Genomic DNA, 12739 nt, shown 5'->3' on the forward strand with positions numbered 1-12739 from the left:
GTTAACTTTTGAGGGCTAGGTTTGCAAAATCTTAACCAAGTGGAGGCAGCATGGCCGAGCCGTATAACTTTGACCCAAGCAAGACATTCGAAGCACCGGAAGGCCGCCGCCGCCGTTCGCGGGGCGAGCATCTGGCGCGGCTATCACTTGAGCGTACCATCGCGCGGCTGGCAACAGAGATGTACCCGTCTTCAACGCGCGAAAGATTTGTGCCGGACGCGTGGGAGGATTTGGCCGATGCCTTTCCCGTTCAACCCCGCCGCGCGCGGGTGACGCTTTTGTTGGAGGAGCCGGTTCTCAAATTTTACCGGTCATATGGCAGCGGCTATCAGCGGATTATTAACGATGTGCTGGCGCTCTATGCGGAGCTGCGAATTGCGAAAGTTATTGAGGCGCGGGAGGATTAGAAGCGCTCCATCTCCACCGCGCCGATGCAACAAGTTTAGTTGATGTGCAAAGTCACGCGGCTGCGCATTATGATAAAGACGAGCCTTCGACGGCGCTGTTCGCTTTGGGGCGCAATATTTGTACAATGAATTGGCAACACTGACGAAAGGTGTCTGACGCATGAAGCGAGTTTTCAATCTGCATCGGTATCACTGGTTAGCCGTCTTGACCTTAAGCGGGGTGTCTTTCGTCGGCTTTGCGTATTCTTCTTACAGCCTCTTCCACCTTTCGATGGCCAATATCGCGTTCCTTCGGAAACATGGTGCCAGCGCGATCATGGAGGGCGCTCTGTTGCAGTTGTTCGAGATTTTTATCGGCGGGTGTTTCGCTCTGGTTTGCTACCTCGGTTTTAAGATTTGTGAAACAGAACTTGTCTCGCGCTATCACCGCTGGGCGGATAGGTGAGGTTTGGGAGGGCGCAGAGCAATTGACGAGCGTTTGTGACATGTCCGGCCTGACGTGGATGCTTGCATTGGTTTGCGCGAAGGGCAGTTTTTTGCGGCGCTGCGAATTGCGCAGGTTAGCGTAGCGCAGGTGGATTGAGGGAAGCGGGTCGTTGAGCAAAGGATTAGCGACTGCGTTTTAATCGAATTTATGTTAGTATCACCAAATCCTGCCCCGTGAGTAATGGCGGCGGGTCCCTTGGGGAAGGTCACGGCAGAATCCGCGTGCGGTTGAAAGCGTAAATTTCAATTAGCCGAGGTATTATCATGACTACTCCACACTATATGATGGTTACAGTAGCCGCTTGCGATCAATCTTTCGTCGGCCAAGCATTAAAGAACCTTTCCCAATTATGCGAAGATTTGAAGAGCGGAGCGGGGGCCGTAACCACCCGATACGGCATTATGGCGACGGGTGAATACACGGGGCAATTGATCCTGTTCCAAACCTATGAAGAGATGAACGGCATTGGCGCCGCCTTTGATGTTTATTCAAATTCGGATGCCTATAAGACGATTGTTGGGAGCGGGCACGTTTCGGTGACGCTGCGCAATGTTATGAAAATCGAAGATGTGGGTTTGCCCAATCCGTCAACCGATGTTCCCGCCTATGGCGTTGTGTCACGTTGGGGAGCGAGCGATCTGAAGCTCGATGCGATCAGGGATCACGTTCCGCATTTTGCCGACAATGGCGCGATGATCTTTCGCTATTGTACAATTCTGACAGGCCTCGCCGCAGGCCGCCGACTTATGGCCGTTGGCTATCCTTCGATGGACTCCATTCAGAAAACGTATGAAAGCCTGCGCAGCAGCAAAGGCTATGCCAAAATGTTGGAGGAAATCGATCTCGACTGGCGAAATGTCGTCCGCATAGAGGGGTGAATTTGCCGCTACGTTAGTGATGCGCGCGCTCCCTCTCGGGAGGGCGCGTTGTTTGAAAGTGAGTTTGAAGATCCGCGTCTGGGGGGGAGGCTAGTTTCTACAATAATGCCTTCGCCAATATTCTTCAGCTTTCTTGCGCTTCAGAATAGCGTTTCACGACAAGGTCCCCCAATTGTCCGGGCACTTCAACTACAGTTTCAAGTGTAAGAATAACAAACTCACAGAGATCATTGTCGGGGGCGTTTTCGGGAAATTTGGCAGCTTCCAATAGTTCGTCTCCATTCGCGAGTTGTTCGAGTTTAGTCGACAACACGTTACTGATTGCCGTGTCCGCTGATTGTTTCTCGAATTCAGTCAGTGGAATATATTTTGGCGAGTCATTTAACTCCGCAAAAATCGAGGCACGCTCCAATGCAAAAATGTTGGTCAAAACTTGCAAGTCGGACTCAATAGATGCATTTTTTACCACAGATTCAAGCCTGTTTAGCGGAGTATGCCCTTGAACAAATGCGACGCAATCCGCTGCGGACAAGTTGGTAAGGAATTTTGCATTTGAAAGGTGGAAATTCCGTTGCTCATCTAAAGGCAATCGCTTGATACCTTGAGCAGTTTTTACCTGAGACCAGCTCATCAAAAAGTCGCTAAAAAACCTAGATAGCTCACTCTCTGGAATGTTATCTATGACTCGGGCGTTTTTTCTGATCTCTAACGCCAAAGCATCCGCAAACGGCTCTGAGGAGAAAAGGACCTCTAAGTGATGGTTTGTGACTTCGGAAAGCGCTCCATCTAAGGTGGAAGTTTCAAGGATTTTTTCTATATCATTTGGATTTTCCGGAAGGCCCCGAATGAAGTCTTCTAGACCTTTAGATGCGGTTTCGTTTGTATCCAAAAGATCAAGGCTTGAGACCGCGGCCACGATTGTGAGGCCTAAACCAATTGCTACAATTTTGAATCTATTCATTTTCGGCCATTTTATTTTATTCAAGTTAGTTAGCAGATAGGTTTAGTATCAAACTCAAGGGCGCACGCAGGTTTGCTATGCAAACCCGCTGCCACGCCCACCGCCTATTGCCATCGGCAATAGGCTAGCGAACGAATTTCTTATGCTTCAACCGCTTCGGTTCTAGGGCGTCTGCACCCAGTCGGCGTTTTTTGTCTTCTTCGTAGTCCTCGAAGTTGCCTTCGAACCACTCCACATGTGCGTCGCCTTCGAAGGCGAGGATGTGCGTACAAATCCGGTCGAGGAAGAAGCGGTCGTGGGAGATCACCACGGCGCAGCCTGCGAAATCCACGAGGGCGTCTTCCAAGGCGCGGAGGGTTTCGACGTCGAGGTCGTTGGTCGGTTCGTCGAGCAGGAGCACGTTGCCGCCGGATTTCAGCAGTCGTGCCATGTGGACACGGTTGCGTTCACCGCCCGACAGCATGCCGAGTTTTTTCTGCTGATCGCCGCCTTTGAAGTTGAACGAGGAGCAATAGGCGCGGGCGTTCACTTCGGCGTCGCCCAGTTTGATGATGTCGCCACCGTCGCCAATCGCTTCGAATACGGTTGCGTTATCGTCGAGATCGTCGCGGGATTGGTCCACGTAGCTGAGTTTGACGGTGTCGCCATATTCCACGGTGCCTTCGTCGGGCTGTTCTTGGCCTGTCAGCATGCGGAAAAGCGTGGTTTTACCCGCGCCGTTGGGGCCGATCACGCCGACAATGCCGCCAGGGGGCAGGGAGAATTCGAGGCCCTCGACGAGGAGTTTGTCACCCATCGCTTTTTTGAGGCCTGACACTTCGATCACCTTGGCGCCAAGACGGGGGCCGTTTGGAATGATGATCTGGGCGCGGCCAACCTTTTCGCGTTCGGACTGTTCGGCCATCTCGTTATAGGCGTTGATCCGCGCTTTGGACTTGGCTTGGCGGGCCTTGGGAGATTGCCGCATCCACTCGAGTTCGCGCTCAAGGGTCTTCTGGCGGGATTTGTCTTCGCGCGCCTCTTGCTCAAGGCGTTTGGCTTTCTGTTCCAGCCAGCTTGAGTAGTTGCCTTCCCACGGAATGCCCGCGCCGCGGTCAAGCTCCAGAATCCAGCTTGTGATGTCGTCGAGGAAGTAACGGTCGTGGGTGACACAGAGGATTGTGCCTTTGTAATCAATGAGGTGCTGTTGCAGCCACGCGATTGTCTCGGCGTCGAGGTGGTTGGTCGGTTCGTCGAGGAGGAGCATGTCGGGCGCTTCGAGCAGCAGTTTGCAGAGGGCCACGCGGCGCTTTTCACCACCAGAGAGGGTTGTGACATCGGCGTCATCGGGTGGGCAGCGCAGGGCTTCCATCGATACGTCGATTTGCGCATCGAGATCCCAGAGGTTCTGGCTGTCGATCTCGTCTTGAAGTTTGGCCATTTCCTCGGCTGTTTCTTCGGAATAGTTCATCGCCAACTCGTTGTAGCGATCAAGAATAGCCTTTTTCTCGGCCACACCAAGCATCACGTTGCCGCGCACATCAAGGCTTGGGTCAAGCTCTGGTTCCTGCGGGAGATAGCCGACCTTGGCGCCTTCGGCGGCCCATGCCTCGCCCTGAAAATCCTTGTCGATACCGGCCATGATCCGCATCAGGGTTGATTTACCCGAGCCGTTCACCCCGACCACGCCGATTTTCACACCGGGCAGGAAGTTCAGGCGGATGTTTTCAAAGCACTTTTTCCCACCGGGGTAGGTCTTGGAAACGCCGTCCATGAAATAGACGTATTGATAAGCAGCCATGGGTCTCTCCGCAGTGTGAATTGGGTTTGGGTGGATTTAGCGAGTCTGGCGGCTATGTGCAATCATTGTTGGGGGGAGGGGGCTCAAGACTTGGAGTTGCCGATGTATCGTACGTGAACGGGACGCCCATTTTTTGGCACAAGTTCAAAGACGTCAAATTGAGAATAACTGCGACGCTTGGTAACTTTCAAAAACCGCCTTGCAGAGCGCCGCAGTTTTCCAGAGACTTGCGCGCGATACCGCTAACAGGAGGCGCGTGATGCCTTATACCCCCGCAGAGAACCGTTACGAGAAAATGAAATACCGCCGTTGCGGGAATTCGGGGCTGATGCTTCCTGCGATTTCGTTGGGGCTTTGGCATAACTTTGGCGGTGACACGCCGCATGAAACCAAGCGCGCGATTTGTCAGGCGGCGTTTGACAGCGGAATTACGCATTTTGACCTTGCCAACAATTATGGCCCGCCTCCCGGTTCGGCGGAAACGGCGTTTGGCGAGATTTTGCGGACGGATTTTGCCGGATTGCGCGATGAGTTGATCATTTCGAGCAAGGCTGGATACGAGATGTGGGATGGTCCATATGGCGAGTGGGGGAGCCGCAAGTATCTGATTTCGTCATGCGATCAAAGCCTTAAGCGAATGGGCGTTGATTATGTCGATATCTTTTATTCGCACCGGTTTGACCCTGATACACCGCTTGAGGAAACTATGGGCGCGCTGGATCATATCGTACGGTCGGGGCGTGCGCTTTACGTGGGGATTTCCTCGTATAATTCGCAGCGGACCCGCGAGGCCGTGGCGATCTTGAACGATCTGGGCACGCCGTGCCTCATCCACCAGCCGTCTTACAATATGCTCAATCGTTGGGTCGAAAACGACGGGTTGAAGGATACGCTCAAGGAATTGGGTGTTGGCTCGATCGCGTTCACGCCGTTGGCGCAGGGGATGCTCACCAACAAATATGTGGGTGGAATTCCAGAAGGAAGCCGCGCAACGCAGGGCAAATCGCTCAACCCAGACACATTGAATGAGGCAACTCTGGCCAGCATCAAAAGCCTGAACGAGATGGCCAAGGAGCGTGGTCAAACGCTGGCGCAGATGGCGATTGCGTGGGTTCTGCGCGAGGGTGGCATTACCACGGCGTTGATTGGTGCTTCAAAGCCATCGCAGGTTTTGGATTGTGTTGGCGCGATTGAAAACCTTGAGTTCAGCGACGAAGAACTGGCCGAGATTAATCGCCTGTCTGTCGAGGCGGACATCAACCTATGGAAGAAATCCTCTGCCTAGAAATTGGCGTTGCAAATCGGAAATGGTCGTGAAATGACTGCGCCGGAATAATGGTTTCGACCTGAATTGATTTCGATCAATGTTTTGCTTCTCATGAGCGTTAGGGTCGCAGCCATAACAACAGGTTTAATTGATTCATGCGCACGCTTCGCCACACATTCGGACAGATGACCAGCCTCGTCGCTGCTGTTCTGTTCTTGTGGCTTGGCGCGATGCATGGTGCGGCAAAGCTTGAATTTGCGACCTCGCCAGAAGCTCTGGGCTATGCCGCGTTCGAGATTTGCGGCGATGGCGATGAGACGGGCGCGACGCAGCACTGTCCGCAATGTGTTGTGGTGCAGTTCGCCGGTTTTGAGCCTGAGATCACCGCGCCTGTTCCTGTTCAATCTGTTGTTCTAGCTTCGTTTTCCGAGCCTGACAGCAACTCCCATTCCAAACGCCTTTGGCTCCGCGCGCCTGTGCGCGGACCACCTGTCCTTACCTGACGACCAAACTTTTCTTGGCTGCGCTGTGTTTGGCGTAGCGAACCACTCGTCATGAATAAGGACTATCTAAATGACACTTAAATCCGTTTTCACCGGAGCCGTTGTTGCTGCTCTCACCACAACTTCCGCTTTTGCCCACGCCACTTTTGAGGCCAAAGAAGTTGCAACCAACACCACCCATAAAGCAGTTGTCCGCATTGCGCATGGGTGTGATGGCGAGGCGACCTTGAAGGTACGCGTGACCATTCCTGAGGGTGTGATTGCCGTGAAGCCGAAGGCGATTGCCAACTGGACACTTGAGACCGTTAAAGGCGACTACGCGGGCAGCTATGAGTATCACGGCACACATACATCCGGCGTCAAAGAGATCATCTGGACCGGCAATCTTCCGAATGATCACTATGAGGAGTTCATCTTCCGTGCGCGGTTTACTGATGCGCTTGAGGCTGGCGAGAAGCTCTATTTCCCTGTGGTGCAGGAATGCGCCAACGGAGAGAACGCGTGGGTTGAGCTGCCAAACGGTGACGAAAAGCTGAAGTCGCCGGCACCTGGCTTGATGATTACAGAGGGCCACGCCGCCCATACGCATTAACTCATTCGGTTAATAATGTCCTTACTTGGCGTGTCTTCGGGCACGCCCTTTTTGTTTCTGTAAGATGCTATTGCGATTTAGCTTTTATTTGGCGCGGGTTCTGGCTAGGGCTAACCGATGCGTTGTGAGCTTCCATATGCCCGCGCCGGTATGAAAATCGGCCTGTTGGGAGGGTCGTTTGACCCGCCGCATCGTGGGCATGTGCATATCTCGCAGGCAGCGTTGAAGCGGTTCGGGCTGGACGAGGTCTGGTGGCTCGTCACGCCGGGAAACCCGCTTAAGGAAAACGGCCCCGCTCCGATTGCAAAGCGCATGGCGGCGGCGCATGCCCTCGTGGATCACCCGCGCATAAAGATCAGCGATTTCGAGAGCCGGATGCACACGCGGTATACGGCGGAAACGCTTGAGGCGTTGTTCAAGACCTATCGCGGTGTGCGGTTCACGTGGCTGATGGGGGCGGACAATCTGGCTGAATTTCACCGTTGGGATCGTTGGACGTGGATCATGGAAAATATCCCCGTGGGTGTACTTGCCCGACCAGGCGACAGGATTTCGGCGCGCATGTCTCCGGCGGCGAAGCGGTATGATTTCGCGAGATTGCGCGGTGCGAGCCGACGACTGTTGCCGCTTGCAGAGCCAGCGGCGTGGTGTTTTGTAAACCTGCCGATGACCTCTATTTCCTCAACAGAGTTGAGGGCAAAAACCGGCTGGGGCAGTTAACGCCGCAGGGCCAGTGTTGCAAAGCCAGAGGCGGTAAGTAGCGTGAGCCCAAGAATGCTTATGAAGTCGGGAATGACACCAAACACGCTAAAACTAAGCGCAGTTGCTGCGACGAGTTGGAAATAAACCAGTGGCGCAAGACGCGTCGCGGGGGCAAGTTTATAGGCTGTGATCAGCAGAAGATTTCCGACCAAGGACGCGATGCTCGAAAGCGCGGTGTAGAGTATGACGGTTGGCGTGAGCTCTGGCCAAGCCGAATGAAAGAGCGCAGAGGGTGTGAGCAGGGTTGTTGCGATAACAAGCTGTGTCATCAATAGCGTGCGGGGCAAGGCCAGATCGCTTAGCCAACGGTTTGCGGTGAGGAACAGGCCATAGAACACACCTGAGAGGACCGCGAACATCATTCCGGTGGTCATGCCGAAGCCGGGTTTTACTACGAGAAGTACCCCACAGAAACCAAGCATCAAAAGGATCAGGCGCGGCAGGGTTGTTTTCTCTTTCAAAAACCAGACCGAGATCAGATATGACACGATCGGGGCCACGAAAAACGCGCCGAATACGTTGGCGATGGGCTCGGTTTTGAGGGCGGTCAGGATACAGAGGATCGCAGCCAGTTGAACCAGACTGCGCAGCCAGATTTGCCATTTCAAGAAAACGCGGAAATCAAGGTGCCGTCTTTGAAGAAAAGGCAGAAGCAGGATTGCGCCGATGAGGAAGCGGGTCCATGCCACATATGACTGGGATGCGTTGTATTGCTCCATTAAAATCTTGCCCATTGTATCACCCAATGGGATGAGCGAGACACCGATCAGCATGATGGGAACGGGGTGGAGCATCTTGCGCCTTTCAAAGCTGTGTGCGGTACATCACTTCTTTGGCACCGGATTCCGGCACGCTTGTTTTGAGCGCAACCACAAGGTTATATGCACCTATGACTCAGAGGATATCAAGACGTTTCGTGCTTGGCGCATTGCTTGCGAGCAGTGCGGAAATTGCCTTGGCGGGAGCTCCACAGACGTCGTTGAGGCCTCCGATCAAACCCAAGGGCATGGCGCAGTTGGCCGCCAATCCGATGTCGCAGGTCTTGCGCGATGCTGCGTTTTCGGGAGAGGCGAGTATTCTGGTTGCGGATGCCGAAACGGGGCGTGTGCTCGAAGGCTTTAACCCGTTTGTAAAACAGCCGCCCGCTTCGGTCGCCAAGGCTGTTACGGCGCTTTATGCGCTGCGGCAACTGGGGCCAAAGCATCGTTTCAAAACGCGATTGCTGGCCACAGGAGAACTTCGTAACGGCATCTTGGAGGGGGATTTGATCCTCGCGGGTGGCGGCGACCCGGTTTTCGCGACCAACCCACTTACCGACTTGGCTAAGGCACTGAAAAACAAGGGAATTCGAGAGGTTCGCGGGCGGTTCCTGATTTATGGGGGGGCCTTGCCATTCGTCTGGTCGATTGACGCGGGACAGCCCGATCATTTGGGCTATAACCCCGCGATCTCTGGTATGAACCTCAATTTCAACCGTGTGCATTTTGAATGGAAGCGGGCGCAGGGCGAATATTTAGTGTCGATGGATGCTCGCTCTGACAAATATCGCCCAGAGGTCCAGATGGCGCATATGGCCGTAAAGCCGAGATCTGCGCCGATCTATACCTATGAAGAGGGCGAGGCGGAGGAGCATTGGACGGTTGCACGCGCAGCGCTTGGTGATGGGGGGAGCCGCTGGTTGCCGGTTCGCAAGCCCGAGCTTTATGCCGCCGATGTGTTTGCAACTATGGCGCGTGCGCATGGAATTGTTTTGCCCAAGGGGGCTGTGATTGACAGTTTGCCCGAGACTCGCGAGATCGCGGTGCATAACAGCGAGCCGTTGACGGATATTCTGCGCGGGATGCTTAAATATTCGACCAACCTCACGGCGGAAACGGTTGGGTTGAGCGCAAGCCAGCAAATGGGTCGGGTTGAGACCTTGGCGGAGTCGGGTAACCGTATGAGCGTCTGGGCAAAGAACGCGCTTGATATGACGACCTGCGAATTTGTGGATCACTCGGGCCTTGGCGATGCTTCTCGGATTGCGGCTCGTGATATGGTCCGCGCTCTTGTGGCGGCGGAGGATGATCCGGTATTTCCGGGGCTTTTGAAAGAGATCAAGCTTGCCGATCGGAATGGCCAACCGATCCCTGAAAGTGACATAAGGGTGCGGGCCAAGACCGGCACGCTTAATTTTGTTAGCGCGCTTGCGGGATACATCACCACGAAATCAGGCCGTAAGCTGGCCTTTGCGATATTCACGGCCGATATGGAAAAACGCGCTGCGATTGCTCCGGCGGACCGAGAAAGACCGCAGGGTGGCAAAGCATGGGCGCGCCGTTCGCGCAAGATGCAGATGGAACTGCTTGTGCGCTGGGCAGCCATGTTCGACACGCCTGCCTAGCGTTTCTCATTCGAAGACTAGAGCGTTTGGTGACGCGCGCGGCTTCCGCGTTCTATGGCGGCGGCGTGCAGGCGATCAATATTGAGCTCGTACCGGATTTCTTCGAGCATTCGCGATTCTTGCTCGCCGATGATCCCGTCTGATGCAACCACGTCGCACGCGAGCGCATAGGCCGTTTCATAGAGTTTTTCGGGAAGGTTTTCGCGAATGAGGCCAAAGAGCGCGTCCAGCCCGTCCTCTTCGGTGAAGAGTTCCAACACCGTTGTCGAGATGACGCTCATGCGGTCCTGATCGAAATCGGCAAACACAGGCAGGTGGTTCACGACCCGCTGGATTGTCACCAATTCGGAGGTGCGCATGTTTTCATCGCTCGCCGATGCTGCGACCATCATGGCCACGAGGCTGTCTTGAGGGGTCCACGGGTGGGGAAATTGCGGCATTTTGCTCTCCGGTCAGGCATGTTTTCCCATGCAGAATATTGACGTGGGGCGGGGCGCGCAATAGGAGACAGGGCACATGGGGCATTGGGCCTCATGGTTTAACAGATAGAGTGAAAACATGTCCGATCTGCGTGATGCTGCGATGAGTTCGAAAGCCTGGCCCTTTGAAGAGGCGCGCCGGGTTTTGAAACGCTATGAAAAGCAGCCGCCGAAGAAGGGATATGTTTTGTTCCAAACGGGCTATGGGCCCTCTGGTTTGCCCCATATCGGAACCTTCGGCGAAGTTGCGCGCACAACCATGGTGCGCCGTGCGTTCGAGATGATTTCCGACATTCCGACAAAGCTCTTGTGTTTCTCGGATGACATGGACGGGTTCCGCAAGGTTCCGGGCAATGTTCCGATGCAGGAAGAGTTGAAAGAAGACCTCAATCTGCCGCTGACACAGGTGCGCGACCCATTCGGCACGCATGAGGGCTTTGCCCAGCATAACAATGCGCGGCTCTGTGATTTCCTTGATAGCTTCGGGTTTGACTACGAGTTTGCGAGTTCGACCGAGTACTACAAGTCTGGCCGTTTCGACGAGGCACTGATCAAGGCCTGTGAGGTCTATGACAAGATCATGGCGATCATGTTGCCGACCCTAGGCCCAGAGCGTCAGGCGACGTATTCGCCGTTCCTGCCGATCTCTCCCAAAACTGGCCATGTGCTTCAGGTGCCGATGGTCGAGGTGAACGCGGACAAGGGAACAGTTGTTTACGACGAACCCGATGGCGAGCGCGTTGAAATTCCAGTGACAGGCGGCAACGTCAAAATGCAATGGAAGCCTGATTGGGCGATGCGCTGGGCTGCTTTGGGCGTAGATTACGAGATGTCGGGCAAGGACTTGATCGACTCTGTGACGCAGGCAACCAAAATCTGCCGCGCGCTGGGTGCTGTTCCTCCTGTGACGCTGACGTATGAGCTGTTTAATGACGAGCTTGGTCAGAAGATTTCGAAATCCAAAGGCAATGGCCTTTCGATGGAAGAATGGCTGACCTATGCGGCGCCAGAGAGTCTTTCATATTTCATGTACCAGAAGCCTAAAACGGCCAAGCGTTTGTATTTCGACGTGATTCCGAAGGCGGTTGATGAGTATCACCAGCAATTGCGCGCTTATCCGGATCAGGACCTGAAGGGGAAACTCGCCAATCCGGTGCGGCATATTCACGGTGCGGACGTGCCGGAATCGGACATGCTTGTGCCGTTTGCGATGCTTCTCAACCTGGCCTCTGTTTCGGCAGCAGAAGACAAGGCGCAGATGTGGGGCTTTATCCAACGCTACGCTCCTGATGCAACGCCGGAAAGCAATCCGGGCATGGATGCTGCGGCAGAGTTCGCGGTGCGGTACTACAATGATTTTGTAAAGCCAGCTCGTGTGTTCCGCGCTCCGACAGAACAAGAACAGAGCGCGTTGGCTGACCTTGCAGCGGCACTTAAAGATGTGGACGTTGCCAAAGCGATGATCGCCAAGAAAAACGAAGCGATGGGACAGGACGCAGATCTTTCCGACTTTAGCTTTGACAGTGCAGAAGACCTTCAGTCGCTTGTTTTCGCCGTTGGCAAAAACCACGGTTTCGAGAACTTGCGCGAGTGGTTCAAGGCGCTCTATGAGGTGCTGCTTGGTGCGAGCCAAGGTCCGCGCTTTGGCGGGTTTATCGCGCTGTATGGTGTCGAGGATTCGATCAAGCTCATTGAAGACGGTTTGGCGGGGAAACTTGCCAATTCTGCAGAGTAACAAAAAGAGCACTTGTCAGTTCCCCTACGTTGGTCTCAAAATAGGACCAGCGTAGGAGGGATATTATGCATAGATTTCTGTTTGCAATCCTTGGTGCTGTTTTGCTGAACCTGTCGGTCGTAAGCGGCCCTAAAGCGCAGGGTTCGCCCGATGGCGCGCTTGAATCCACCGTTTTGGGACAGATTGAGGCGCTAAAGCTTCGCGACTATGGGGCGGCATTTGAGTATGCGTCTGATGGTATCCAAGCCTATTTCGGTACCCCCGAAAATTTTGCGATTATGCTCAACAGTGGCTATCAAATGGTGCTTGATCCTGCCGAGGTCGAATTTCTTGAAAACCGCCCAGACGGGCTTGCTGTTTGGCAGCGTGTGATGGTTACTGCGCCGAGTGGCGAGGAATATTTTCTGGATTATCAAATGGTTCCCGATCATGAGGGCTGGAAAATCAACGCGGTGGTTCATGTAGAGCCGACCATGCTCGCGGTTTAAACAACAAGTTTTCAAGG

General features: G+C 54.2%; 14 protein-coding genes. 9 read left to right on the top strand and 5 right to left on the bottom strand.

Annotation, left to right across the window (positions count from 1 at the left end; translation table 11 throughout):
- The first annotated feature begins 50 nt into the window (after nucleotides 1-50).
- Nucleotides 51-407 carry a BrnA antitoxin family protein gene (locus N9C89_RS03225; RefSeq protein WP_263952398.1) on the top strand — a complete coding sequence of 119 codons (357 nt, stop codon included), beginning with the start codon at nucleotides 51-53 and terminating at the stop codon, nucleotides 405-407.
- A gap of 211 nt (nucleotides 408-618) precedes the next feature.
- On the opposite strand, the gene N9C89_RS03230 is transcribed toward N9C89_RS03225, so the two are convergent.
- A complete protein-coding gene (locus N9C89_RS03230; RefSeq protein WP_263952399.1) occupies nucleotides 619-1011 on the bottom strand; it encodes a hypothetical protein in 393 nt (130 codons plus the stop codon).
- A gap of 146 nt (nucleotides 1012-1157) precedes the next feature.
- Here N9C89_RS03230 and N9C89_RS03235 point away from each other — a divergent pair, with 146 nt between their 5' ends.
- Nucleotides 1158-1772 (top strand): hypothetical protein, encoded by a 615-nt coding sequence (locus tag N9C89_RS03235; protein ID WP_263952400.1) that lies wholly within the window; start codon nucleotides 1158-1160, stop codon nucleotides 1770-1772.
- A 124-nt stretch (nucleotides 1773-1896) separates the two neighbouring features.
- On the opposite strand, the gene N9C89_RS03240 is transcribed toward N9C89_RS03235, so the two are convergent.
- Together N9C89_RS03240 and ettA are read right to left on the bottom strand one after the other, a co-directional pair.
- On the bottom strand, nucleotides 1897-2733 hold the full coding sequence (locus N9C89_RS03240) for a hypothetical protein (protein ID WP_263952401.1): 837 nt from the start codon (nucleotides 2731-2733) through the stop codon (nucleotides 1897-1899).
- A 124-nt stretch (nucleotides 2734-2857) separates the two neighbouring features.
- Nucleotides 2858-4513, bottom strand: coding sequence for an energy-dependent translational throttle protein EttA (gene ettA / locus N9C89_RS03245; RefSeq protein WP_263952402.1), 1656 nt, complete (start codon nucleotides 4511-4513; stop codon nucleotides 2858-2860).
- Nucleotides 4514-4772: 259 nt separating this feature from the next.
- Between ettA and mgrA the strand changes: the two genes are divergently transcribed.
- The 4 genes from mgrA (at nucleotide 4773) to N9C89_RS03265 (ending at nucleotide 7595) form a co-directional block, all read left to right on the top strand.
- Nucleotides 4773-5798 (top strand): L-glyceraldehyde 3-phosphate reductase, encoded by a 1026-nt coding sequence (gene mgrA, locus N9C89_RS03250; RefSeq protein ID WP_263952403.1) that lies wholly within the window; start codon nucleotides 4773-4775, stop codon nucleotides 5796-5798.
- A 137-nt stretch (nucleotides 5799-5935) separates the two neighbouring features.
- Nucleotides 5936-6283 (top strand): hypothetical protein, encoded by a 348-nt coding sequence (locus N9C89_RS03255; protein WP_263952404.1) that lies wholly within the window; start codon nucleotides 5936-5938, stop codon nucleotides 6281-6283.
- A gap of 70 nt (nucleotides 6284-6353) precedes the next feature.
- A complete protein-coding gene (locus N9C89_RS03260) occupies nucleotides 6354-6875 on the top strand; it encodes a YcnI family protein (RefSeq protein ID WP_263952405.1) in 522 nt (173 codons plus the stop codon).
- A 117-nt stretch (nucleotides 6876-6992) separates the two neighbouring features.
- Nucleotides 6993-7595: a nicotinate-nucleotide adenylyltransferase gene (locus N9C89_RS03265; protein WP_263952406.1), complete on the top strand. Its 603-nt coding sequence runs from the start codon at nucleotides 6993-6995 to the stop codon at nucleotides 7593-7595.
- Here N9C89_RS03265 and N9C89_RS03270 read toward each other — a convergent pair.
- A complete protein-coding gene (locus N9C89_RS03270) occupies nucleotides 7592-8431 on the bottom strand; it encodes a DMT family transporter (protein WP_263952407.1) in 840 nt (279 codons plus the stop codon). The two genes, N9C89_RS03265 and N9C89_RS03270, sit on opposite strands and share 4 nt — an antisense overlap.
- A 161-nt stretch (nucleotides 8432-8592) precedes the next feature.
- On the opposite strand from N9C89_RS03270, the gene dacB reads away from it, so the two are divergent.
- The gene (dacB, locus tag N9C89_RS03275) at nucleotides 8593-10020 is read left to right on the top strand and encodes a D-alanyl-D-alanine carboxypeptidase/D-alanyl-D-alanine-endopeptidase (protein ID WP_317134922.1); all 1428 of its coding nucleotides are present in this window, start codon (nucleotides 8593-8595) and stop codon (nucleotides 10018-10020) included.
- 17 nt (nucleotides 10021-10037) lie between these two features.
- On the opposite strand, the gene N9C89_RS03280 is transcribed toward dacB, so the two are convergent.
- The gene (locus N9C89_RS03280; RefSeq protein WP_263952409.1) at nucleotides 10038-10460 is read right to left on the bottom strand and encodes a tellurite resistance TerB family protein; all 423 of its coding nucleotides are present in this window, start codon (nucleotides 10458-10460) and stop codon (nucleotides 10038-10040) included.
- Nucleotides 10461-10578: 118 nt separating this feature from the next.
- Here N9C89_RS03280 and N9C89_RS03285 point away from each other — a divergent pair, with 118 nt between their 5' ends.
- The gene (locus N9C89_RS03285) at nucleotides 10579-12234 is read left to right on the top strand and encodes a lysine--tRNA ligase (protein WP_263952410.1); all 1656 of its coding nucleotides are present in this window, start codon (nucleotides 10579-10581) and stop codon (nucleotides 12232-12234) included.
- A 65-nt stretch (nucleotides 12235-12299) separates the two neighbouring features.
- Complete coding sequence (locus N9C89_RS03290) at nucleotides 12300-12722, top strand: DUF4864 domain-containing protein (protein WP_263952411.1); 423 nt, start codon at nucleotides 12300-12302, stop codon at nucleotides 12720-12722.
- The last annotated feature ends 17 nt before the right edge of the window (nucleotides 12723-12739 follow it).

Source organism: Halocynthiibacter sp. SDUM655004 (assembly GCF_026015885.1).
Taxonomy (GTDB): Bacteria; Pseudomonadota; Alphaproteobacteria; order Rhodobacterales; family Rhodobacteraceae; genus Falsihalocynthiibacter; species Falsihalocynthiibacter halioticoli.